The organism is Sphingomonas sp. PAMC 26617 (assembly GCF_000242835.1).
Classification (GTDB): Bacteria; Pseudomonadota; Alphaproteobacteria; order Sphingomonadales; family Sphingomonadaceae; genus Sphingomonas.
In genome coordinates, this window is the sequence record NZ_JH594425.1 from 1389505 (window position 1) to 1413674 (window position 24170).

General features: G+C 68.0%; 15 protein-coding genes. 8 read left to right on the top strand and 7 right to left on the bottom strand.

Annotated features, from left to right (window positions below):
* Window positions 1-13 precede the first annotated feature (13 nt).
* The gene (locus tag RH91_RS06080) at window positions 14-3421 is read left to right on the top strand and encodes a hybrid sensor histidine kinase/response regulator (RefSeq protein ID WP_157136863.1); all 3408 of its coding nucleotides are present in this window, start codon (window positions 14-16) and stop codon (window positions 3419-3421) included.
* A gap of 144 nt (window positions 3422-3565) precedes the next feature.
* Here RH91_RS06080 and RH91_RS06085 read toward each other — a convergent pair whose 3' ends face one another.
* Together RH91_RS06085 and acs are read right to left on the bottom strand one after the other, a co-directional pair.
* On the bottom strand, window positions 3566-4213 hold the full coding sequence (locus RH91_RS06085; protein ID WP_010161718.1) for a response regulator transcription factor: 648 nt from the start codon (window positions 4211-4213) through the stop codon (window positions 3566-3568).
* On the bottom strand, window positions 4210-6165 hold the full coding sequence (gene acs / locus RH91_RS06090) for an acetate--CoA ligase (protein ID WP_010161719.1): 1956 nt from the start codon (window positions 6163-6165) through the stop codon (window positions 4210-4212). The genes RH91_RS06085 and acs overlap by 4 nt, the downstream gene beginning before the upstream one ends.
* A gap of 147 nt (window positions 6166-6312) precedes the next feature.
* On the opposite strand from acs, the gene RH91_RS06095 reads away from it, so the two are divergent.
* The 3 genes from RH91_RS06095 (at window position 6313) to RH91_RS06105 (ending at window position 12018) form a co-directional block, all read left to right on the top strand.
* Window positions 6313-7755, top strand: a complete 1443-nt coding sequence (locus tag RH91_RS06095) for a DcaP family trimeric outer membrane transporter (protein ID WP_232283416.1) — start codon at window positions 6313-6315, stop codon at window positions 7753-7755.
* Window positions 7756-7787: 32 nt separating this feature from the next.
* Window positions 7788-9452 (top strand): MFS transporter, encoded by a 1665-nt coding sequence (locus tag RH91_RS06100; protein ID WP_010161722.1) that lies wholly within the window; start codon window positions 7788-7790, stop codon window positions 9450-9452.
* A gap of 403 nt (window positions 9453-9855) precedes the next feature.
* Window positions 9856-12018, top strand: a complete 2163-nt coding sequence (locus RH91_RS06105) for a TonB-dependent siderophore receptor (RefSeq protein WP_010161723.1) — start codon at window positions 9856-9858, stop codon at window positions 12016-12018.
* A gap of 10 nt (window positions 12019-12028) precedes the next feature.
* Here the strand turns inward: RH91_RS06105 and RH91_RS06110 are convergent, their stop codons facing one another.
* The 5 genes from RH91_RS06110 to RH91_RS06130 are packed head-to-tail and all read right to left on the bottom strand — an operon-like array spanning window position 12029 to window position 16432.
* Window positions 12029-13096, bottom strand: coding sequence for a glycosyltransferase family 4 protein (locus RH91_RS06110; protein WP_010161724.1), 1068 nt, complete (start codon window positions 13094-13096; stop codon window positions 12029-12031).
* A 3-nt stretch (window positions 13097-13099) separates the two neighbouring features.
* Window positions 13100-13675, bottom strand: coding sequence for a class I SAM-dependent methyltransferase (locus RH91_RS06115; protein ID WP_010161725.1), 576 nt, complete (start codon window positions 13673-13675; stop codon window positions 13100-13102).
* Window positions 13672-14328, bottom strand: a complete 657-nt coding sequence (locus tag RH91_RS06120; protein WP_010161726.1) for a PIG-L deacetylase family protein — start codon at window positions 14326-14328, stop codon at window positions 13672-13674. The genes RH91_RS06115 and RH91_RS06120 overlap by 4 nt, the downstream gene beginning before the upstream one ends.
* A complete protein-coding gene (locus tag RH91_RS06125) occupies window positions 14325-15341 on the bottom strand; it encodes a hypothetical protein (RefSeq protein WP_010161727.1) in 1017 nt (338 codons plus the stop codon). The genes RH91_RS06120 and RH91_RS06125 overlap by 4 nt, the downstream gene beginning before the upstream one ends.
* Window positions 15338-16432, bottom strand: a complete 1095-nt coding sequence (locus tag RH91_RS06130; protein WP_232283417.1) for a glycosyltransferase — start codon at window positions 16430-16432, stop codon at window positions 15338-15340. Before RH91_RS06130 ends, RH91_RS06125 begins: the two co-directional genes overlap by 4 nt.
* A 126-nt stretch (window positions 16433-16558) precedes the next feature.
* On the opposite strand from RH91_RS06130, the gene RH91_RS06135 reads away from it, so the two are divergent.
* From RH91_RS06135 to RH91_RS06150, 4 genes are all read left to right on the top strand, one after another.
* Window positions 16559-18499, top strand: a complete 1941-nt coding sequence (locus RH91_RS06135) for a YhjD/YihY/BrkB family envelope integrity protein (protein WP_010161730.1) — start codon at window positions 16559-16561, stop codon at window positions 18497-18499.
* Between the two features lie 101 nt (window positions 18500-18600).
* A complete protein-coding gene (locus RH91_RS06140) occupies window positions 18601-20151 on the top strand; it encodes a tetratricopeptide repeat-containing sulfotransferase family protein (RefSeq protein ID WP_010161731.1) in 1551 nt (516 codons plus the stop codon).
* A 121-nt stretch (window positions 20152-20272) separates the two neighbouring features.
* On the top strand, window positions 20273-22771 hold the full coding sequence (locus tag RH91_RS06145; RefSeq protein WP_010161732.1) for a TonB-dependent receptor: 2499 nt from the start codon (window positions 20273-20275) through the stop codon (window positions 22769-22771).
* 29 nt (window positions 22772-22800) lie between these two features.
* Window positions 22801-24090 carry a Xaa-Pro dipeptidase gene (locus RH91_RS06150; protein ID WP_010161733.1) on the top strand — a complete coding sequence of 430 codons (1290 nt, stop codon included), beginning with the start codon at window positions 22801-22803 and terminating at the stop codon, window positions 24088-24090.
* The last annotated feature ends 80 nt before the right edge of the window (window positions 24091-24170 follow it).

Consider the following 24170-nt stretch of genomic DNA (forward strand, 5'->3'; position numbering starts at 1 on the left):
CGCAAGCTGGCCCGTGACAAAACGCGGCATCCGGCCGCGGAGTGAATCAAGACGGAGCCGCCTCATCCTCGGACCCAGCGTCCTGCTCGCGATTCTCGGCTATTGTGCGGTGCTGTTCGGCATCGCGTGGGTTGTCGACCGGCGCGGGTTGCCGATTCGGTTGGGGCGGTTCGCCTATCCGCTGTCGCTCGCGGTCTATTGCAGCAGCTGGACGTTCTTCGGCGGGGTCGGCACCGCGGCAATGCGCGGGTGGGACTATCTCGCGATCTACCTCGGCCCTGCGCTCGTCTTCCTGCTCGCACCGCGCTTCCTGACCCGGCTCGTCCGGCTCGCGCGCGACGAGGGGTCGAGCTCGATCGCGGATTTCATCTCCGCGCGCTACGGGCGCAGTCGCGGCACCGCGGCGATCGTCGCGGGGACCGCTTTGCTCGCGTCGATCCCCTATATCGCGCTCCAGCTTCGCTCGGTGACGTTCAGCTTCGGCGCGATCACCGGGGTCGACCGCTCGTCGTCGATCGGGACGTTCGTCGCGCTGTTGCTCGCGGGGTTCGCGATCCTGTTCGGCGCGCGGCGGTATGAAGTCACCGGGCGTAACCCCGGCGTGGTCGCGGCGATCGCGGCGGAATCGCTGATCAAGCTGCTGTGCTTCGTCGCACTTGGCGTGTTCACCATATTGCTGCTGGTCGACGTCCCCGCCGCCACGCTCGCACCCCCGATGGCGCGGCTCGGCAGCGGCTTTACCTGGGCCGCGCTGACCTCCGATTTCTGGGTGCGCACGCTGCTGTCCGCACTCGCGATCGTGTGTCTCCCGCGCCAATTCTACGTCGGCGTGGTCGAGGCCGGAAGCCCCGAGGCGGTCCGGCAGGGGCGGTGGCCGTTCATCGGCTATATGGTGGTGATCTCGATGCTGGTGCTCCCGCTCGCGCTGGCCGGGATGACGGTCCTGCCCGCCGATGCCGCGCCCGACCTGTACGTGCTCGGCGTCCCGCTCAGCCAGGGCCGGCACGCGATCGCGCTCGTTGCGTTCATCGGCGGCTTTTCAGCGGCGACCGCGATGGTCGTGGTCGAGACGATCGCGCTGTCGACGATGGCGACCAACGACTTGCTCAGCCCCTTGCTGTTGGGCCGGCAGGGCGATGCGCGCGGCGGCGATCTCGGGCGGCGGCTGTTGCGCGTGCGACGGCTGATCATCGCGGCGATCGTCGCGGTGGCGTTGCTCTATGGGCGCAACCTCGATGCGGATGTCTCGCTCGCGTCGATCGGGCTGATCGCCTTTGCCGGGGTCGCGCAATTCGCGCCCGCGCTGATCGCGACGGTCGGCTGGGGCTTCGCCGACGAGGAAGCCGCGCGGCGCGGCCTGGTCGGGGGGGTGATCGTGTGGATCTACTGCCTGCTGCTCCCGTCGATCGGCGACGGGATCGGGCCGGCGCTCGCGCGGCTGTCGTTCGGGGTGCTCGATCCCGAGGCGCTGCTCGGGTGGCGGATGGGGTCGCCGCTGGTCAATGGCACGGTGTGGAGCCTTGGCATCAACGTCGCGCTGATGGCGTGGCCGCAGGCGCTGCGCAGGGTCCGCCGCAACAGCGCGCTCGATCATGTCACGACGCACGGCGAACTCGAGCTGCTGGTCGCGCGCTTCGTCGGCGAGAGCGAAGCCGCCGAAGCGATGGCGGCGGTGTCGCGCGACCCCCGCGCGCCGATCGACGGCCCTGCCGCGCGCACCGCCGAACGGCTGATCGCGGGCGTCATCGGCGCACCGTCCGCGCGCAAGATCGTCGCGTCGAGCATCGCGGGCGCGGCGATCGACGTCAGCGACGTTGTCCGCCTGCTCGACCAGCGCGGCCGCTCGCTGCGCTTCTCGCGCACGCTGCTGTCGGCGACGCTCGAGACGATCGACCCGGGGGTCAGCGTGATCGATTCCACCCTGCGGCTGGTCGCGTGGAATCCGCGCTATGTCGAGATGTTCGATTATCCCGAAGGCTATGTCGTGACGGGGCGGCCGATCGCCGACCTGATCCGCTACAATGCCGAGCGCGGCGGGGCGGGGCCGGGCGATATCGAGGCGCATGTGGCAAGGCGGATGGCGCATCTCTCGCGCGGGACGCCGCACAGTTTCGAGCGGCAACGCCCGTCGGGGCGCTGGATCAAGGCGGTCGGGCGGCCGATGCCCGGCGGCGGCTATGTCCAGAGCTTCACCGACATTACCGCCGAGAAGGAAGCGCAGGCCGATCTCGAGGCACGCGTCGCCGCGCGGACGTCGGATCTCGCGCACTCGAACACTATGCTGGGCGAGGCGCGCGCGGTGGCGGAGACCGCAACGCGCGACAAGACGCGCTTTCTGGCGGCCGCGAGCCACGATCTGCTCCAGCCGCTCCACGCCGCGCGGTTGTTTTGCGCGGCGCTCGACGAGGGGAAGGCCCCCGATCAGACCGACCTGATCCGCGCGATCGATGGCGCGATCGGGTCCGCGGATACGCTGCTGCGCGCCTTGCTCGACGTGTCGCGGCTCGATTCGGGCGGGGTGGTGCCACGGGTCGAGCGGTTCGCGCTGGGCGAGCTGATCGCGGAACTGGCGACGCAATTCCACCCGCTCGCGGTGGAGCGGGGACTGTCGCTGGTGAGCCACCCGGGCGCGTATTTCGTGGCGACCGACCGATCGCTGCTGCGCTCGATCCTGCAGAACTTCCTGTCCAATGCCGTGCGCTATTCGGCCGACGGGCGGATCTGGATCGGTGCGCGGCGGCGCGGGGGCGACGTGCTGATCGAGGTGCGCGACAAGGGACCGGGGATCGCGGCTGCCGACCGCGACCGGATCTTCGTCGAATTCGAACGGCTCGAAAGCAAGGGCAGCGCGGGCGGCGGGGTCGGCCTGGGGCTTGCGATCGTGCGGCGGATCGCGGATCTGCTCGGGACGCCGGTGGAGCTACGGTCCGCGCCGGGGCGGGGGTCGACCTTCGCGGTGCGGGTGCCGCTGGCGACACCGGGGCGCGACCTGCCGGTTGCGGTCGCCAAACCTGCTGCGCAGGCGGTGCCGCCCGGGCTCAGGATCCTGTGTCTCGACAATGACCTGACGATCCTCGCGGCGCTCGATGCTGCGCTGCGCGCGCGGCGGTGCGTGCCGTTGCTCGCCGCGACGATCGCCGAGGCGCTGCAACTCGCGGAGGACGAGGAGCCTGATATCGCGCTGATCGATTTTCACCTGGACGAGCCCGAGGATGGCCTCGCGGTTGCGACGCGGTTGCGCGCGCTCGACCCTGCGCCCGCGGTCGCGCTGGTGACGGCGGATCGCGCGATCGCGGACGACCCGCGCTGTGCGGGAATGACGGTGCTGACCAAGCCGGTCGTACCCGCGGATCTCTGGGCGTTCATCGAACAGGCGTCGCACCGCGCAGCGCAGGTCGTGGCGGTGGATTTCAGACGCTGACGTGAGTCGCTTCCCCGGCGAAGGCCGGGGCCCAGGAGCGAAATGCCAGAAGCTGACCGACGGCGCTTCGTTACATCGACCATCGCGACTGGGCCCCGGCCTTCGCCGGGGAAGCTGCTCAAAACAAGCGCGAACCCGCCCGAATCAATCCGCGAAATCCACGTCCATCGCACGCGCCGCGAGCACCGCCTGCGTACGGTTCTGTACCCCGAGCTTGCGCAAAATCGCGGTCATATGCCCCTTCACCGTCCCCTCCGAGATGCCGAGGTCGAACGCCACCTGCTTGTTGAGCCGCCCAGCGATCACCCCGAGCAAAACCTTGAGCTCGGTCGGCGTGAGACTCGCCACGCGCTTCGAAACGTCGTCGCTCGGGAGCGCCTCGCCGGGCGCATCACGTTCCCCCGCAAGCGCGCGTGCGACCGCGGCCTCGAGCGTCGCGAGGTCGGCGGTCTTGGAGACGAACCCGACTGCGCCATACGCCCGCACGCGCGGCGCAGTCGCGGCTTCGTCGGCGGACGAGATGACGACGATCGGCGTGTCGGGCCGCTCGGCATGGAGCAAGGCGACTCCGGCAAGCCCCTCCGACCCCGGCATCCGCAGATCGAGCAGGATCAGGTCGAGCCGCGCCGCCCCGCGCGCGGCGGCGGCGGCCTCGCCCAATTGCCCCGCCTCGATCACCACCGCATCGGGTGCCGCACGCGCGACCGCGAGCTTGAGCGCCTGGCGGAACAGCGGATGGTCGTCGGCGATCAGGATCGTGCGGCCATCCGCTGCAGGCAGTGCGCGCGTCATGCCGGTTCGAGCGACGCCTCCACGCGACCCGCGATCAGCGCGTCCACGACCGCCGGATCGGCGAGCGTCGAGGTGTCGCCGAGCGCGTCGAGCTGGTTCTCCGCGATCTTGCGCAGGATCCGGCGCATGATCTTGCCCGAGCGCGTCTTGGGCAGGCCCGGCGCGAACTGCAGCACGTCCGGCGTCGCGATCGGCCCGATTTCGCGGCGGACCCACTGGATCAGCTCCTTGCGCAGGTCGTCGCTCGGCTCGGCGTTCGCGTTCAGGGTGACATAGGCATAGATGCCCTGGCCCTTCACGTCATGTGGCATCCCGACCACCGCCGCCTCGGCGACCTTCGCATGCGCCACGAGCGCGCTTTCGACCTCGGCAGTGCCCATCCGGTGCCCGCTGACGTTGATGACGTCGTCGACCCGGCCGGTGATCCAGTAATAGCCGTCTTCGTCGCGGCGGCAGCCGTCGCCGGTGAAATACTTGCCGGGATAGGTCGAGAAATAGGTCTGGAAGAAGCGTGCGTGGTCGTTCCACACGGTCCGCATCTGCCCGGGCCAGCTGTCCGCGATCACGAGATTGCCCTCGACCGCGCCGTCCAACACCTTGCCGTCGGCATCGACCAGCTCGGGCTTCACGCCGAACAGCGGCTTGGTCGCGCTGCCGGGCTTGAGCGCGGTCGCGCCGGGGAGCGGCGAGATCATGTGCCCGCCGGTCTCGGTCTGCCACCAGGTGTCGACGATCGGGCAGCGCCCGTGGCCGACGACGGTGTGATACCAGTTCCACGCCTCGGGGTTGATCGGCTCGCCGACCGACCCGAGCAGGCGCAGCGAGGCGCGGCTGGTGCGCTTCACCCATGCGTCGCCCTCGCGCATCAGCGCGCGCAGCGCGGTCGGTGCAGTATAGAGGACGTTGACCTTATACTTGTCGACGATCTGCCAGAAGCGGCTGTGATCGGGATAATTGGGGACGCCCTCGAACATCACGGTCGTCGCGCCATTGGCGAGCGCGCCGTACAGCGAATAGGTGTGGCCCGTCACCCAGCCGACATCCGCGGCGCACCAGAAGATGTCGCCGGGGCGATAGTCGAACACATATTGGTGCGTCATCGACGCCCAGACGAGATACCCGCCGCTGGTGTGGAGCACGCCCTTGGGCTGCCCGGTCGACCCGCTGGTGTAGAGGATGAACAGCGGATCCTCGGCGTTCATCGTCTCGGGCGCGCAGTCGGTCGACTGGTCCGCGACGCAGTCGTGATACCAGCAATCACGACCCTCGGTCATCGTGACGGCACCGCCGGTGCGGCGGACGACGATCACGGTGTCGACCGCAAGCGCGCCCTGCTTGAGCGCTGCATCGACATTGGCCTTGAGCGGAATCGACTTGCCGCCGCGCAGCCCCTCGTCGGCGGAAATGACGAGACGGCTGTCGCAATCGTGGATCCGGTTGCACAGGCTGTCGGGCGAGAAGCCGCCGAACACGACCGAATGGATCGCGCCGATCCGCGCGCACGCCAGCATCGCGAATGCGGCTTCGGGGATCATCGGCAGATAGATCGTGACGCGGTCGCCCTTCTGCACCCCACGCGCCTTCAGCGCATTGGCGAGCTTCGACACTTCGTCGCGCAATTCGGCGTAGCTGATGCTGCGCGAATCGGCGGGGTCGTCGCCTTCCCACAGGATCGCGATCGCATCGGGCCGCGCGTCGGCATGGCGGTCGACGCAATTGGCGGCGACGTTGAGTTCGCCGTCCTCGAACCAGCGGATGTGGAAATCGGCCTCGTCGAACGACGTGTCCTTGATCTTGGTCGGGGGCGTAATCCAGTCGAGTCGCTTGGCCTCACGCGCCCAGAAGGTATCAGGGTCGTGCGCGGCTTCGGCGTACATCCGGTCATACGCTGCGGCATCGATCAGCGCGTCCTTCGCCCATGCGGCGGGGACGGGATAGCTGGCCTCGGTCATCGGACTCTCCTTTTCGCGGCATTCTAACGTGTCGCAATCGCACGAACACCCCTCACCAAGGTCAGGGATGGATGTTAGGGCGCGATCCCTCATGATCCTGGCGCTGACATCCGCGCCAAAGACCGCTGGAGAAGCAGGGAGTTAAGGATGACACGATCGGTATGGACGACGTTGCTGCTGGGAACCGCCCTGGCCGGGGTCGTCCCGGGCGCGGCACACGCGCAGACGGCGCACGAACTTGAACTCGAGGCCCGGCTGAAGGCCCTCGAAGCCGCGGTGCAGGATCTGCGCGGCGAACTGAACGCGGCGCGCGCGACCGCCGTCACGACCCCGGCGGCAACGCCCACCACCCCGCCGGCCGCACTCGCGGCGACGCAACAGACCGCGCCGACCGCAGGCCCCGGTGGCCCGACCGCCCCGACCGCGGTCGCCGAGGCGAAACCCACCGGCAAGGGCGCAGGCCCGACCGACGGCTTCAAGGTTGCGGGGACGACGGTCAAGCTCAACGGCTTCATCAAGACCTGGGCCTCGGTCAGCCGCTACAGCGGTGGCAACATCGCCCCCGAATCGGTCGGGCGCGATTTCTATTATCCCAGCATGACCCCGGTCGGCGGACGCAACGAGGGCAACAGCGTCGAGGCGCATGCCAAGCAGACCCGAATCGTGCTCGCGACCGAGACCCCGCTCGCCGGACACAGCCTGAAGGGCCTGGTCGAGCTCGATTTCCAGGTCGTGCCCGGAACGCAGGGCAACCAGCGCGTCGTCAACGGGTACAACCCGGGCCTGCGCCGCGCGTTCTTCACCTTCGACAACTGGCTGTTCGGCCAGGAATGGACGACCTTCCAATATATCGGCGCGCTGCCCGAGACGACCGACTTCATCGGCCCATCGGAAGGCACCGTGTTCGTCCGCCAGGCGCAGGTCCGCTATACCCGCAAGCTGAACGACGCGTTCGCGCTGTCGGTCGCGGTCGAGAATCCGGAAACATCCTCGACCAACGTCGCCTCCGCGACGATCGTCGAGAATTCGGACGATCGCCTGCCCGACGTGGCTGCACGGCTCAACTACAAGGCGAGCTTCGGCGAACTGTCGCTCGCCGGGATCGGGCGCAAGCTCACGATCAACACGGGCACGTTCAAGGACAATGCGACCGGCTGGGGCGTGTCGTTCGCGGGCAAGGTGCCGTTCGGCACCGCGGCGCGCTCCGACCTGCGCTTCATGGTCACGCATGGGGTCGGGATCGGGCGCTATGTCGGGCTCAACCTCGCGCCCGACGCGGTCTATGTGCCGGCCGCGGGTGCGCAACTCTACATGCCGAGCCTGACCGCGGGCTTTGCCGCGCTGAAACTGGGGTGGACGAGCAAGCTGCGCTCGACCTTCATGGGCAGCGCGCAGGGGATCGATTACGCCACCGCGGGCACCCCCGTCGGCGCGAGCAAGTCGGCGTGGAGCGCGTCGGCCAACCTGTTCTACTCGCCGGTCGAGCATGTCGATCTCGGGATCGAACTGCGCCACGCCGAACGCAAGCTGGTTGACGGGCAAGTCGGCAAGCTTGACCGTGGCGAACTCGCTGCACGTTACTCCTTCTAAAAAACAGAAACGAACATGGAGAGGATGCCGTCATGGCTACAACGGTCGGGGATTCGCCCCTGGGACATACGAAACAAAGCCAGCCACTGATCATCATCGCGTCGTCCTTGGGCGCGGTGTTCGAATGGTATGATTTTTACCTGTACGGCCTGCTTGCGACGATCATCACCGCGCAGTTCTTCTCGGGCGTCAACGAGACGACCGGGTTCATCTTCGCGCTCGCGGCGTTCGCGGCGGGGTTTGCGGTCCGGCCGTTCGGGGCGTTGGTGTTCGGGCGGATCGGCGATGTCGTCGGGCGCAAGAACACCTTCCTCGTCACGATGGCGATCATGGGCCTGTCGACCTTCCTCGTGGGGCTGTTGCCGAGCTATGCCTCGGTCGGCGTCGCCGCGCCGATCATGCTGGTCGCGCTGCGCCTGTTGCAGGGCCTCGCGCTCGGCGGCGAATATGGCGGGGCGGCAACCTATGTCGCGGAACATGCGCCGCAAAAGAAGCGCGGCCTGTTCACCAGCTTCATCCAGACGACCGCGTCGCTCGGCCTCTTCGCCGCGCTGCTGATCGTGATCGGCGTCCGCACCGCGGTCGGCGAGGCAGCGTTCGCGTCTTGGGGCTGGCGGATCCCGTTCATCGTCTCGATTGCGCTGCTTGCGGTGTCGCTGTGGATCCGGATGCAGCTCGAGGAAAGCCCGGTCTTCCAGAAGATGAAGGAGGAGGGCAAGACCTCCAAGGCCCCGCTGACCGAGGCGTTCGCCAAATGGGGCAACCTCAAGATCGTTTTGATCGCCTTGTTCGGCGCGGTCGTCGGGCAGGGCGTCGTCTTCTACACCAGCCAGTTTTACGCCTTGTTCTTCCTCGAGAAGAACCTGCGCGTCGACGGGCCGACCACCAACATCCTGATCGCGGTTGCGCTGTTGATCGCGACGCCCGGGTTCATCTTCTTCGGCTGGCTGTCGGACCGGATCGGGCGCAAGTGGATCATCCTGTCGGGCTGCGCACTCGCCGCGCTGACCTATATGCCGCTGTTCCACGCGCTGTCGCAGGCGGCGAACCCTGCTTTGTATGCGGCACAGGCCTCGTCACCGGTCGCGGTCGTCGCGAACCCGGCGGAATGCTCGGTCCAGTTCGACCCCGTCGGCAAGAACAAGTTCGACAGCAGCTCGTGCGACATCGCCAAGTCGTATCTGGCGAAGGCGGGCATTTCCTACGCCAACGTCGTGGCACCGGCGGGAACCGTCGCGCAGATCAAGATCGGTAACGCCACGATCCCGGTGGTCGATCCGGCCAAGGTGACCGGGCCTGCCCGCGCCGCCGCGATCAAGGCGTTCGGCGGCGAGGTGAAGGCCGCGCTGACCAAGGTCGGCTATCCCGAGAAGGCGAATCCGGCGCAGATCAACAAGCCGCTCGTCGTCGCGATCCTCGTCGTCCTCGTGCTGTACGTGACGATGGTCTACGGCCCGATCGCGGCGTTGCTGGTCGAGCTGTTCCCGACGCGAATTCGCTACACGTCGATGTCGCTGCCCTATCATATCGGCAACGGCTGGTTCGGCGGGTTCCTCCCGACGATCGCCTTCGCGATGGTCGCCGCGACCGGGGATATCTATTACGGGCTGTGGTACCCGATCCTCGCCTGCGCGGTGACTGCGGTGGTCGGGCTGGTGTTCCTGCCCGAGACGTTCCGGCGGTCGCTCGACGGCTGACGCCCTCGTAATACGACGGAAAATCGGCCCGGGATCGCACCGCGATCCCGGGCCGATTGCGTATCGGGCCCGGAACGAAGATGTCGAGGTCGGATTCCAAGCGTTCGCGGCAGGGGGGGCGCCAATCGGTAGGGGGGAAAAGGCAGCCGCTACCGCTACTCTTGCCTCTCCCTGTTCCGCGCCTTCCTTACCTTCTGCGCTTCCAGGGCGAAGGCCGGGGCCCAGTTGTGGCGCAGAGCTAGTAGAGGCGCTGTCCTCACCAATCTTCTGCCCCTCTACTGGGCCCCGGCCTTCGCCGGGGAAGGAAGCAGGAAAGAAGGAAACTCGACACCTCCCGACTATTGCAATTGATAATCGTTCTCAACACAGCCATAGGCGCCTCAACATTGATGAGGACTTTTGGATGACGCGCCCCTTTCTGTCGGCTTTGATGCTCGGTACCGCGATGGCTGCGCTTCCAGCAGCGGCACAGGTCGCACCCGCGTCACAAGCCGACGACACCGCGATCATCGTGACCGGCGAGCGTCCCTCGACCGAAGCCTCCGCGGGCACCAAATCCGCGGCGCCGCTGGCGGAAACCCCGCAGTCGATCAGCGTCATCTCCGCCGCCGAGATCGCCGATCTCGGCCTCGCCAACCTCAACCAGGCGCTGCGCTTCGTCGCGGGGGTCACCACCGAGCAGCGCGGCGCGAGCGCCGAAGTGTACGACCAGTTCAAGCTGCGCGGGTTCGATGCGCCGCAGTTCCTCGACGGGTTGAAGCTGATCGAAGGTGCCGGCTATCTCTCGCCACAGATCGACGTGTCGCGGCTCGACCGGGTCGAAGTGGTCAAGGGCCCTGCCTCGGTGCTGTACGGCCAGTCCGGCCCGGGTGGGCTCGTCGCCTTGTCGAGCAAGCTGCCGCTCGACCGCGATGTCTACGGTGCGGTTTCGGGGACGTACGGCACCTATGATCTCTACCGCGCCGACGCCGACGTGGGCGGTCGCGCCGGATCGTCGGTGTTGTGGCGGGTCTATGGCAGCGTCAACGGCGCGCATACGCAACAGCAGTTCAACGCGCGTGAACGCCAGACGATCTCGGGCGCGGTCACGCTCAACGCCGGGCATGCGACGACGCTGACGCTGCTCGGCGCCTATTCGCACGATCCACAGAACGGCAATTACGGGGTGTTCCCGGCCTCGGGGACCTTCATCGCCAACCCCAACGGTGCTTTGCCGACCGACCGCGATTTCGGCGAACGCGACAACATCTTCGCGCGCGAGCAGGCGGCGGGGACGTATATCCTCAACCACGATTTCGGCGCGGGCTGGAATTTCCGCGGCTCGGGGCGGTATCAGCACGCAACCTCGAACCTGGGGCTGGTCTATGCCGCCGGGCCGCTGCTCGCGACCGACCTGACCCAGCGCAGCTTCACCCGCGCCTCTTATTCCACGCGGGAGCGCAGCGACGGCTGGGTGTTCGACAACCAGCTCCACGGCGCGGTCACGACCGGCCCGGTCAAGCACGACCTGCTGTTCGGGGTGGATTACCAGACCAGCAAGGCAAGTTACGCCCCCGCGTTCGGCACCGCGACGGTGGTTGACGGATACGCCCCGGTCTATGGCACGATGGCGGTGCCTCTGACGCCGGACACCGTTCCGGACGGCGGCCCGGTGACGGTCCAGCGCCCGTTGCAGCAGCAGGCCGGCCTGTATGCGCAGGACGAGCTGTCCTGGGGTGGCCTGCGCGTCGTGCTCGGCGGTCGGCACGACTGGGCGCGGCAGCGGTCGAACCCGGGCGCGGACACGCAGGTGTCGCGCAAGTTCACCTATCGTGTCGCGGGGCTCTATACGACGTCGTTCGGGCTCGCGCCCTACGCCAGCTATGCGACCTCGTTCCAGCCGCAGAACGCCACCGTCCAGAATGCCGACGGCACGTTCGGCCTCGCCGACCCGTCGCTTGGCAAGCAGATCGAGGTCGGCGCGAAATATACCGTGCCGGGGACCAAGATCCTCGTCACCGGCGCCTGGTTCAGGATCGACCAGAGCAATGTGCTGACCTATCTCCCGACCTTCGTCGCGCTGCAGAACGGCAAGGTCCGCTCGACCGGCGTCGAGGTCGAGGCGACTGTGCCGCTGCCGTATGACTTCGCCGCCAAGCTCGCCTACAGCCGGCAGAAGGTGCGCACGCTCGAGGACGCGATTCCCGCCAATGTCGGGCGCGGGATCCTGGGCGTCGGGCGCGGCGGGGTTTCCGCCAATCTCGAATGGGCGCCCACCAAGGGGGCATGGCAAGGCTTCGCGATCGGGGGCGCGGTGCGGCATGTCGACAGCATTTTCGCGGGTGCGTACACCAATCCCGCGGGCGTCACGGGCGCGGCGCAGAGCACCCCGGGCTTCACGCTGTTCGACGCGCTGGTGCGCTACGACCTCGGCAAGATCGCTCGGCGGCTGCAGGGTCTGTCGCTCGCGATCAACGCCGCGAACCTGTTCGACCGGAAATATGTGTCGACCTGTTATCTCGATTACGCGTGGTGCTGGTACGGCAACCGCCGCACGGTGCAGGGGACGGTCGCGTTCCGCTGGTAGGTGACCCGGCTTAGCGGCTGGCGGCAAGCATCGCGCGGCGTTTCGGCGCGCGCCGCGCGAGCATCTCTCCATATAGCGCGTGATAGTCCGCTGCCATTCGGTCGGCGGAGAAGCGCGTGATCACATCGGCGCGGCACGCGTGCCGGTCGATCCCGGCAACCCGGTCGATCGCCGCGACCGCCTGTTCGGGCGTATCGACGACGAAGCCGGTTACGCCGTCGCGGACGATGTCGGGCATCGACCCCCGCCGGAACGCGATCACCGGGGTTCCGCAGGCAAGCGCCTCGACCACCGAGAGCCCGAACGGCTCCTCGAAATCGATCAGGTGGAGGAGCGCCATCGCCGAGCCAAGCGCGGACAGCCGTTCCGTGCCCCCGAGCGCACCCGAATAGCGCACGGTGACGCCGTCGATGTGCGGGCGGACCTCTTCCTCGAAATAGCGCTCGTCCTGGACGATCCCGGCGATGTGCAGCGGGATCCCCGCGGCGTGCGCCACGGCGATCGCAACCGCGGTGCCCTTGTCGGGATGGATCCGCCCGAAGAACAGGAGTTCGCGCACCGGTGTTGCGCCGAACGGGAACGCCTCGACGACGATCCCGTGCGGGATCGTCGCGGCGTAGCGCAAGACCGGGCTGCGGTCGGTCGCGCTGATCGCGACATAGTCGACGTCGTGCTGATATTCCTCGAGCATCGGCAGGATCCGCTCGGACGGCATGCCGTGGAGCGTCGTCACGATCGGGGTGCGGATCATCCGGCTGAACGCGAGCGGCACGAAATCCGCCTGGTTGTGAATGATGTCGAACGCATCCGCCTGTTCCATGACATGCGCGACGTGGCGCATCTCCCAGACCTTGGCGTCGATCCCGGGGGCATCGTTATACGGCCGCGGCACCACGCCCGCGAGCGTCCCCGCGGTTGCGCTGTCCAGCGTCGCGAACAGCGTCACATCGACCCCGCGGGCGACCAGCGCCTCGGTCAGCACGCTCGTGCTCAGCTCCCACGGGCCATAATGGTGCGGCGGGGTGCGCCACGCGATCGGCGCGAGCATGGCGATGCGGAGGGGGGCGTTCTGGGTCATGGTTTATCGACGTTCATAGGATTGCACGCGCCACCGGCCGGTGCGGGTATCGCCGACGCCGCGCCAGCGCACGCCGGTCGCGGCGAGGAAGCGGGCGTGGATGTGCGCGGCATGCTGGACGAAATCGGGATAATCGACGCGGTGATGCGCGAGCACCAGCCGCCCGCCGCTGCGCAGCGCGGCGGCGACATCGCGCGCGACCTGCCGCAGCGTGCGCGGCGACAGATAATAGAGCACCTCGGCGACCACCACCGCGTCGTAGCGCGCCGCGGGGAAGCGCCCCGGCAGCACCAGCCGCCGGACTCGCACATGGCGATCAGCCCCCACCGCGCGCCGCACCAGTTCGACCCCGCTCTCCGCGCCCTCGGTCGCATCGAGCCGAAGCGCGCGGCGGGCGAGCGCGACGCTGTTGGAACCGTTGCCCGCCGCCAGCTCGAGCACCCGCCCGATCGGCCCTGACCCGAGGCCGTGGAGGATCGCGCCGCGCTTGTGCGCCTCGTCGCGGTTGGTGAAGGTGCTCCACGGGTCGGCATCGCCCGCGAATTTCTGCTCGAACCCGGCAAGATCAATCGGCTTCATCGCGCCACCGCGCGATAGCGTTCGACCGGATGCGCGAAGGCGGCAAGCTCGCCGCGCGAGATGGTGAACCCGGTCGGATCGTCGTCGATCATCCCGAACTGGCTGTAATAGCGCCGGATCGCGCCCCGCTTCGCCGCACCCGACGGACCGAGCGTCAGCCGGTGCGTCGCCGGACGCGCGCGAATCTGGCGGTTGGGCCAGACGAGATATTCGAGCCGCCGCACCGCCGGGCAGTCCGCCGCGACCGCAGCGACGACCCGGTGATCGGGATGGTCGTCGTCCTGCGCGGGGATGACGAGCAGGTCGTGCCCGCGCCCCTGCGCCAGCGCCCGCGCCAGCGTCGCGCGCACCATCGTGCCGCCAGCGGTCATCCCGCCATCGGGCAGCCCGAGAAACCGCACGTCCCGCGCCGCGACACCGATCCGCGCCAGCACCGCGCGCGTCTCGCGCCGCCGCTGCGCGACCAGCCGCGCGCGCGGCCAGCGCAGGCTGTTGGGGTGCGACCCCGCGCCATCGGTCGCGATCAGCACGCGGACCCGCGCCCCGCGCCGTCGCAACCGCGCGATCAGCCCGAACGCCCCGATCGCCTCGTCGTCGGGATGCGGCGCGACGATCAGCGCGCTGCGCACCCGGTCGAGCGAAAGCGGCTTCACAGTGCGGGGACCAGCACGGCATCGACCGCTGCGGTGCCGACCCGCATCCGCTGCGCATCGGGGGCGGGCTGGCGCAGATACACCATCAGGTCGGTCATCGCCGCCGACAGCGGATGCGCGACGAACATTCCCGACAGCCCGACCGCCTGTTGCGCGAGCAAGAGTGCGCGTTCAGCCGCAGCGGCGACCGCGAGTCGCGCCGCCGCGACGCGCTCGATGAACCCGGCTTCGCCCCAGTGTCCGGCGGTCGACCGGACCGCAGCGGCGGCGGCGTCGGCCGCGCCGTAGAGGTCCGCGAGCCGCCCGAGCTGGTGCGGGTCGCCCGTCCGACCGGTTGCGACGAGATGCGCGCGGACATGGTCGAACAGCGCCGCGACTCCGCCGGCATGGCACGCGACGAACCGCAGCGCGCCCCCGCTGAAATACGGCTCGCGCGCATAATCGCCCGGCGCTCCGATCGTGCGGAAGCTCGCGGGGTCCGCGCCATGCCAGCGCACCATATGCGTCTGCGACCGTTCCATGCCCACGACGTTCCACCAGTCGCGATCGATCTCGGGCGCGGAGGCGGCGAGGTCGATCAGCACGAGCCGGTGCCCCTCGGGCGTATCCGCCCCGGCAAGCGCATGGCTGAGGATCCCGGAACCCGACGCGAAACTCTTGCCGCCCTCGAGCCGCGTATCGGCGACGCGGAGCGGTTCGTCGGGGATCGCCGCGTTCCACACGCCGAACAGCCCGCCATCGGCAGCGGTCGCCAGCACCGACTCCGCCTGGTCGTCATAGCGCCCGATGATCTGAAGCGCGTCGACATGCCCCTCGAACAACCGCGCCAGCGGAAGGTCGCTCCGCCCGATCCGGTACAGCATCCGCAACAAGGTCAGCAGGTCGGCGGCATCGCGCGGATCGCCGCGTACCGGGAGCAGGCCATGCAAGGCGCGCAACGTCTCCGCCATCGACCACGCTTCGGCCCGCGCGGAAGCGAGCAGCGTGTCGAGCGGATCGGGCGCGAGAGTCACGCGGCAACGCCTTGATGCTGGAGCAGGAGCGTCGCCAGCGCGGCTTCGGCAGCGGCGAGGTCGACCAGCCGTTCGCCGCCGGGAATATCGGGCACGACGCGGATCGCGAACGCCTCGGCGGTTTCCGCATCCGCCGCAGCCGCGTGGATATGGTCGCGGCCGCAGCACAAGGCTTCCGCCAGCACCCCGGCACCAGCAGCGGTCACCGGCCACGCCGCCCGCGCGACGGCATGCCGGGCATAGCGCCACGCGACGTCCTCCGGATGCGCCATTCGCGCCGAACCGCCCCCGGATTGGTCGAGATCGCGCAGATGGTCCGCCAGCCCGCCCCGCGCGCGCCCGTCGCGCCGCGTCGAGGTTTCGACCCGGATCGCGCAATCGCGCCGAACGCGCAGCCCGAGCCGATAGGCCTGATCGACCAGCCGCGCATCCTCGCCCGCCGCCACCGCTGCGAATCCGCCCAGACGCAGGTAGGTCGCACCCGAACAACCGAGGCTCGCGGCGCTCGTATAATGATGCGGGGCTCCGTTTTCCCACGGGACGGGATCGAGCAACCGGCGCAACCGGGCGAGCCCGTCGTAATAGGCCTCGATCCGGTCCTGAACTGGGCTGGCCGCACCGCCGCTGCGGACGATCAGCCCGGCTGCGATGTCGGCCAGGTCGAGCGCTTCGATATTGCTGGCGATCCAGTCCGTCGCCGGGACCGAGTCCGCGTCGGTCGACAGGAGCACACCCGTCTCGCCGACCGTCGCCAGCCCGAGCGCCATCGCCGCCGCCCGCGCGCGACCTGCGTTGGGGGCGGTGTTCGGCGGGAGCATCTGCGTGACGACCGCGAACGGCAACGCCGCGCAACGCGCCGCGACCACCGCTGCGCTGTCGTCGGTACAGGCGTCGAAGACCACGCACAGCACGAACGATTCGGCGCGCTGCTGTCGCGCGAGCGCGTCGAGCAAACGGGGCAACAGCACCGCTTCGTTGCGGACCGGAACGCACACCGCGACCATGCCCGCCCGCGGGTTCGCGACCGTTGGTCGATTTCGCGGCAAAGGGGGGGCGTCTGCAATCGCAGCATGCGCATCGGAACGAGACATCAGGCGAATTCTCTCCCTTTCGCCCGACAAACGCCGTGCGGAGGGAAATGGATCAAATTTCATTACGGTCGCGCGTCATTTTGTTTCTGCGCTGTGACATTCGGCGGTCGTGCCTGCTCCCACCTGATGTCCATCAACCCGAATGCCCGGAACGGCCACGTCGGCCGTGGGTTCACCGACATGGCCCGTGTTGCGGGGCCGCAGCAAATCGGGGCGTGTGTGGACGATCAGGGGAAAAATGCGGACAGCCCGTGGCAGATGCCGCGCGCGGCGTGGATCGCGGTGCTCAAGCGGACCTGGGCCGAGACGGGTGCCGACAATATCGGGCTGATCGCTGCGGGCGTCGCCTTCTACGGTTTCCTTGCGATCGTTCCGATGCTGGGCGCGATCGTGCTGGTGTACGGCCTCGCCGCCGATCCCGCGACCGTCGTCCACGACATGACCGAGCTCACCTCGATCATGCCGAAGGATGTCGCCAAGCTGATCGGCGAGCAGTTGATGAGCATCGTCCAGACCTCCGACGGCAAGAAGGGCTTTGGCCTCCTGTTGGCGCTCGCGCTCGCCTTGTTCGGCGCGCGCAATGGTGCGGGTGCGGTGATCACCGCGCTCAACGTCGCTTATGAGGAAACCGAGAAGCGCAACTTCTTCTGGGTCAATCTGCTCGCGATCGGGATCACCGCGGCGGCGGTGATCGGCGCGATGCTTGCGCTCGTCGCGATCGCGGCGCTCGGTTATCTCGGCACGCTGTTCCCGAACGCGCCCGATTTCGTCGTCGTGCTGGGGAAGATCGCGGTCTACCTGCTGCTGACCCTGGTGGGCGCGGCGGCGGCGGCGACGTTGTACCGCTACGGCCCGTCGCGGCGGCACGCGCGCTGGTCGTGGCTGACGCCGGGGTCGATCTTCGCCGCGCTGTCGTGGCTGCTGCTGACGATCGGCTTCGGGATCTATGTCGCGCAATTCGGCAATTACAACGCGACCTACGGCTCGCTCGGCGCGGTGGTGGTCACGCTCACCTGGCTGTACCTCTCGAGCTACATCCTGCTGTTCGGTGCCGAGCTCAATTCGGAACTCGAGCATCAGACCGAGCAGGACACGACGGCTGCTCCGCCCGAAGCGCTGGGGGACCGGGGCGCGTGGGTGGCGGATCATGTCGCCGACACGCCAGAGACGGTTGGCACGGTGAAGGACGATCAGCCAAGACGCGCTTCGCCCTGGCATGGTGCCGCCGCCGGGATCGCGGGCGGGCATGCCGGCGCGCTGATCGGGTTGCCGAAGATCGGATGGAAGACCACGACCGCGGCGACGCTCGGCCTGTCGCTGTTGCGCCGGGGCCGTGGCTGGGAAGGCGCGTTGCTGGTGGCGGGGACCGCGGCGATCGCGTGGAACGGGCGGAAGCGCGCGCGCCGGGTGGAGGCGGTGTTCTTCGACGTCGACGGGACGCTGGTCGACAGCAACGACCTCCATGTCGACGCCTGGGACATTGCGTTCCGCGAGCATGGCTTCATCGTCGATCGCGCGGCGATCCGGGGGCAGATCGGCAAGGGCGGCGACATGCTCGTCCCCACGCTGCTGCCGGGAACCCCGGAGAAGACCGTCAAGGCCCTGTCCGACCGGCAGGGCAAAGTGTTCAAGCAGCGTCATCTCGGCGCGGTCAAAGCCTTTCCGCAGGCCGCGGCGTTGCTCGAGCGTGTCCATGCCACCGGCCGCCGTGTCGTGCTCGCCTCGTCCGCCGATGCGCATGAGGTCGATCATTACGTCAAGCACCTCGGGATCAAGCGGGTGATCGACGCGCGGACGACGATCGACGATGCCGCGACGTCGAAACCCGCGGGCGACATTTTTGCAGCCGCGCTGCGCAAGGTCGCGCCGGTCGACGCCACCGCGACGATCGTCGTCGGCGACACGCCGTTCGACGTCGAGGCGGCGACAAAATGCGGAATCCGCACGATCGCGCTGCGCTCGGGCGGGTTCGATGACGCCGCGTTGCGCGCGGCGGGGGCGATCGCGCTGTACGACGATGTCGCCGACTTGCTCGCGCGGTTCGACACCTCGCCGCTCGCGGAGTGAGGCAGGCCGCTTGATCGCGGCGCAGCATCATGGTCTGTGTGGGGGCGATGCTGTCCGCCCCCCTGCCTTCTGTCGCCCCGCCCCGCTGGCATCCCCGGTTGATGGAGGCGGCGCTCGCGCTCCACGACAACCGCCTGTCGGACGCGGAGCCGTTGCTCCGCGCGCATCTGAAGGCGGACCCGTTCGATGCGGCGGCGATGCGAATGCTGGCGGAACTCGCCGGGCGGATCGGGCGGTACAAGGATGCCGAGACGTTGCTGCGGCGCGCGCTCGAAGTGTCGCCCGCGTTCCACGCGGCGCGCGCGAACCTCGCGATCGTGCTGTACCGGCTCAACCGCCCGATGGAGGCGATCGCCGAGCTCGACGCGTTGCTGGAGGAGGAGCCCGACCATGCCGGGCACGCCAACCTCAAGGCGGCGGCGCTGGGGCGGGTCGGCGGGTTCGACGATGCGATCACGCTGTACGAGACCGTGCTCAAGACGGCGCCCGACCAACCGCGCGTGTGGATGAGCTACGGCCATATGCTCAAGACCGTCGGGCGGCAGGCGGATGGGATCGCCGCCTATCGTCGCGCGGTCGAGATCACGCCGAGCCTCGGCGAGGCGTGGTGGAGCCTCGCCAACCTCAAGACGCTGGTGTTCACCGAGGCCGACATCGCGACGATGCAGGCGGCGCTCGCGCAGGAGGACCTTAGCGACGAGGATCATTTTCACCTCGATTTCGCGCTGGGCAAGGCGTGCGAGGATCGCGGCGCGGCGGATGCGGCGTTCGGCCATTATGCGGCGGGGAATGCGTTGCGGCGGACCAAGCTCGTCTACGACGCGGATGAGACCACCGCCTTCGTCGATCGCAGCATCGCGACCTTCGACGCGGCGTTCTTCGCGGCGCGTGCGGGGCAAGGCTGCGCCGCGCCCGACCCGATCTTCATCCTCGGCATGCCGCGCGCAGGCTCGACGCTGGTCGAACAGATCCTGTCGAGCCATCCGCTGGTCGAGGGCACGTCGGAGCTGCCCGACATCCCTGCGCTTGCGCGGCAGGTGGCGGACTATCCGGCGGGAGTGGCGTCGCTCGATCCCGCCGCGCTGCGTCGGATCGGGGCGGCGTATCTCGACCGCGCGGCGGTGCAGCGGCGGACCGACCGCCCGTTCTTCATCGACAAGCTGCCCAACAACTGGGCGCATGTGCCGCTGATCCTGGCAATCCTGCCCAACGCGAAGATCATCGATGCGCGGCGCCACCCGCTTGGTTGCTGCTTTTCGAACTTCAAACAGCATTTTGCCCGCGGGCAGGCGTTCAGTTACGCGCTCGACGACATGGGGCGCTATTACCGCGATTACGTCCGGTTGATGGCGCATGTCGACGACGCGTTTCCCGGCCGGATCCACCGTGTCGTGTACGAGCGGATGGTGGGGGATACCGAAGCGGAAGTCCGCGCGCTGCTTGCAGCCTGCGGGCTGGACTTCGACCCCGCGTGCCTCGCGTTTCACGAAACCCAGCGCTCGGTACGGACCGCAAGCTCGGAACAGGTGCGCAAGCCGATCTTCCAGGAAGGGACGCGCGCGTGGCACGCGTTCGATCCGTATCTTGGCGCGCTCCGCACCGCGCTGGGCGACGTCGTGGACTGCTACCCCGAGGTGCCGCGCTTCGGCTGAATTCGCTGCGTTGCAAAACTGTCACGCTGCACCTGCGAACGTTTCGTAGGTAAACTGTCATATTGACCACGCGCCACCACCCGTGCAGCTTCGCAACATAATTTCTGACTGGGGGGTCTGCATGCACATTTCGAAGCGTCGTTCGCTGTTCGTGGCCTTGATGGTGTCGAGCGCCGTCACTGCCTGTCCGGCGATCGCGCAGACCGCGGCGGCCCCTGCGACCACGACGCCTGCACCCGACGAGCAAAGCGACATCATCGTCACCGCGCAAAAGCGCGACGAGAATATCCAGAACGTGCCGATCAGCATCCAGGCGCTCGGCACGCGCAAGCTAGACCAGCTCAACGTCACCAGCTTCGCGGATTATTCGCAGTTGCTTCCCTCGGTCGCGTTCCAGAGCTCGCAACCGGGCGTGACGACGATCTACATGCGCGGCGTCGCGAGCGGCGGCGACGGCAACCATTCGGGCTCGCTGCCTTCGGTCGGCGTCTATCTCGACGAACAGCCGGTCACGACGATCGGCGGCACGCCGGACATCCATATCTACGACGTCGCGCGGATCGAGAGTCTCGCCGGGCCGCAGGGCACGCTGTACGGCGCGTCGTCCGAGGCGGGGACGATCCGCATCATCACCAACAAGCCCGACGTTTCGAGCTTCTACGGCCGCGTCGATGCCGAGGCGAACACGGTCAAGTCGGGCGGGCAGGGCGGCCGGATCGAGGGGATGCTCAACATCCCGCTGTCGACGCAAGCCGCCTTGCGCGTCGTCGGTTTCTACCAGCATGACGCGGGCTATATCGACAACGTCCCCGGCACGCGCAGCTTCACCGGCGGGATCACCGCCAACAACGCCGCGTTCGTCGAGAAGAATTACAACGATTCGGACATCTGGGGCGGCCGCGCCGCGCTCAAGATCGATCTCGACGACAATTGGACCGTCACGCCGACGGTGCTGTACCAGGAACAGCGCAACCACGGCAGCTTCGGCTATGACGCCAAGGTCGGCGACCTCCAGGTCCAGCACTTCTTCCCCGAATATCGCCGCGACCGCTATGTCCAGGCCGCGCTGACGATCCAGGGCAAGGTCGGCAATTGGGACGTGACCTATGCCGGCGCCTACTTCGACCGGCGCGACACCCAGTCCTCCGATTATACCGATTATGCCGAGGCGTATGATTCGCTTTATTCCTCGGTCGGCGGGATCGCGGGCTATTTCTATTTCCAGAACAATGCCGGCCAGCAGATCGATTCGCGTCAGCACATCATCGGCACCGACCATTTCAAGAAGACCAGCCAGGAACTGCGCGTCGCCTCGCCGCAGGACGAGCGCTTCCGCGTCGTCGCTGGCGCCTTCTACCAGCGGCAAAGCAACGCGATCCACCAGGATTATCAGGTTGCGGGCCTCGCCGACACGTTGTCGGTCAATGGGCATCCGGGAACGCTCTGGCTTACCGAGCAGCATCGCGTCGACAAGGATTACGCGGTGTTCGGCGAGGCGAGCTTCGACCTGCTCCCGCGCCTGACGCTGACCGCCGGGGGGCGCGCCTATATCTTCGACAACTCGCTGATCGGCTTCTTCGGGTTCGGCCGGGATTTCAACGGGCCGCCGTATAATGCCGCGGGCAGCTCGAAGACCGGGGTCGCCGGCTGCTACACCACGACCGGGCAGGTGGTGCGCGACAATCCCACCGGCACGCTGCTTCCGGCGGCGGTCGCCGGAAGCCCGTGTACCAACCTCGCGCAATATGCGAGCGGGGCGCTCTCGCCGCGCAAGATCGACGGGCAGGGCGCGACCTATCGCTTCAACGCGACGTGGAAGCCGATCGACAAGGTGATGGTGTACGGCACCGTTTCCAAGGGCTTCCGCCCGGGCGGGATCAACCGGCGCGCGACGGTCGCGCCCTATGCCGCGGATACGCTGATCAATTATGAAGTCGGCTGGAAGACGACGCTGCTCGACGGGCTGATCCGCTTCAACGGCGCGGTCTATCAACAGGACTGGAAGGGTTTCCAGTTCGCCTTCCTCGGACAGAACAGCTTCACCGAGATCCAGAACGGGCCGGATGCGCGGATCCGGGGCGTGGAATCGGACGTGACGCTGTCGCGCGGTGGTCTCGCGCTGACCGCGGCGGGCTCCTACACCGACGCCAAGACGCGGCGGAACCTGTGCGCGATCAACGAGCCGACCTTCACCTGTACCGGCACCGGCAACTTCATCAGCGCGCCCGCGGGGACTCGCCTGCCGGTGACGCCACGCTTCAAGATCAGCGGAAACGCGCGCTACACCAAGCCGGTCGGGACCGCGAAAGCCTATGTCCAGGCGCTCGTGACGCACCAGAGTTCGGCCTCGTCCGACATCCGCACCGCGATCCTCCAGACGGGGACGGGCGACACCGTCAATCCGGCCGCGCTGCAGGGACGGCTTGCCGCCTACACCACCGCCAATTTCGCGATCGGGGCGGAGTTCTCGGGCTATACCCTTGAGCTGTTTGCGCAAAACGCGTTCGATGAGCGCGCGCAATTGTCGCGCTTCCAGGAGTGCGGGAGCTGCGGGCAACGGCCGTATATCGTCACCAACACCCCGCGCACGATCGGCATTCGCGCCGGCGCAAAGTTCTGATCCCTTCCCTTTTCCGGAAAGACTGCTGCATGCGTTTCACTTCCTGCTTGTCCGTCGCGGTCGTTCTGGCTGCGGCGGCGGGGGCCGCGCCCGCGTCCGCCAAGACCGTCGTCGTCACCGCCGCGCACATGATCGACGTGCTCGGCGGCAAGCGTGTCGACGATGCGCAGATCGTGATCGTCGACGGGCGGATCACCACGGTCGGCAAGCGCGGCGATGCCATTCCGGCAGGCGCGGAGCGGATCGACCTCGGCAACCGCACGGTGCTCCCGGGGCTGATCGACATGCACGTCCATCTGACCAGCGACCCGACGCTCAGCGGCTATCGCGGGCTCGAGTTCACCGACAGCTACTGGACCGTGATCGGCGTCGCCAATGCGCGCAAGACGTTGGATGCCGGGTTCACCACGGTGCGCAACGTCGGCTCGAGCGGCTATGCCGACGTCGGGATCAAGCAGGGGATCGAGCGCGGCGAGATCCCGGGCCCGCGGATCGTCCCCGCGACCTATGCGCTCGGCGTGACCGGCGGGCATTGCGACGCGACCGAATTCCCGCCCTCGATCACGGTGCCGGCACCACAGATCGCCAATTCGCCCGAGGGGTTCCGTGCGGCGGTCCGCACGATCCGCAAATATGGCGCACAGGTGGTCAAGGTCTGCATGACCGGGGGCGTGCTGTCGAAGACCGACTCGGTCGGCGCGCAGCAATTGAGCTATGAGGAGATCAAGGCGATCGTCGACGAGGCGCACATGCTCGGGATGCGCGTCGCGGTCCATGCGCACGGGACCGAGGGGATCAACGTCGCGCTGCGCGCCGGGGTCGACACGATCGAACATGCAAGCCTTGCCGACGCGACCTCGTTCAAGCTCGCCAAGGAGCACAATGCGTGGTTCGACATGGATATCTATGACGACGACTATATCCTCGGCGAAGGCGCGAAGAACGGCGTGTTCCAGGAGAGCCTCGACAAGGAACGCGCGATCGGCCTGAAACAGCGCCAGACCTTCCGCGCGGCGCACGCAGCGGGGGTCAAGATGCTGTTCGGGACGGATGCGGGCGTCTATCCCAACGGCAACAACGCGCTCCAGTTCGCCAAGATGGTCGAATGGGGGATGACCCCGATGGAAGCGATCCAGTCCGCGACGAGCAGCGCGGCACAGGCGCTGGACCGGACCGGCGATGTCGGCGCGATCGCGGCGGGGCGCTACGGCGATCTGGTCGCGGTGGACGGCGATCCGCTGGCGGATATCCGGACGCTCGAGCGTCCGTCGTTCGTGATGAAGGGCGGGACGGTCGTGCGCGGCGGGAGCGCGGGGTAGGGGCTGCTTTGAGAGGTGGCGTGCTTTTTCCTAAAGCCCCTCCCCTTCAGGGGAGGGGTTGGGGGTGGGGCGGTGCCTCG

Excerpts from the sequence above, each read along its gene's own strand:
- RH91_RS06145 (WP_010161732.1), top strand. The coding sequence starts at position 20,273 with ATGCACATTTCGAAGCGTCGTTCGCTGTTCGTGGCCTTGATGGTGTCG.
- acs (WP_010161719.1), bottom strand. The coding sequence starts at position 6,165 with ATGACCGAGGCCAGCTATCCCGTCCCCGCCGCATGGGCGAAGGACGCG.
- RH91_RS06140 (WP_010161731.1), top strand. The coding sequence starts at position 18,601 with ATGGAGGCGGCGCTCGCGCTCCACGACAACCGCCTGTCGGACGCGGAG.
- RH91_RS06110 (WP_010161724.1), bottom strand. The coding sequence starts at position 13,096 with ATGACCCAGAACGCCCCCCTCCGCATCGCCATGCTCGCGCCGATCGCG.
- RH91_RS06085 (WP_010161718.1), bottom strand. The coding sequence starts at position 4,213 with ATGACGCGCGCACTGCCTGCAGCGGATGGCCGCACGATCCTGATCGCC.
- RH91_RS06100 (WP_010161722.1), top strand. The coding sequence starts at position 7,788 with ATGGCTACAACGGTCGGGGATTCGCCCCTGGGACATACGAAACAAAGC.
- RH91_RS06115 (WP_010161725.1), bottom strand. The coding sequence starts at position 13,675 with ATGAAGCCGATTGATCTTGCCGGGTTCGAGCAGAAATTCGCGGGCGAT.
- RH91_RS06095 (WP_232283416.1), top strand. The coding sequence starts at position 6,313 with ATGACACGATCGGTATGGACGACGTTGCTGCTGGGAACCGCCCTGGCC.
- RH91_RS06150 (WP_010161733.1), top strand. The coding sequence starts at position 22,801 with ATGCGTTTCACTTCCTGCTTGTCCGTCGCGGTCGTTCTGGCTGCGGCG.
- RH91_RS06130 (WP_232283417.1), bottom strand. The coding sequence starts at position 16,432 with ATGTCTCGTTCCGATGCGCATGCTGCGATTGCAGACGCCCCCCCTTTG.
- RH91_RS06105 (WP_010161723.1), top strand. The coding sequence starts at position 9,856 with ATGACGCGCCCCTTTCTGTCGGCTTTGATGCTCGGTACCGCGATGGCT.
- RH91_RS06135 (WP_010161730.1), top strand. The coding sequence starts at position 16,559 with ATGTCCATCAACCCGAATGCCCGGAACGGCCACGTCGGCCGTGGGTTC.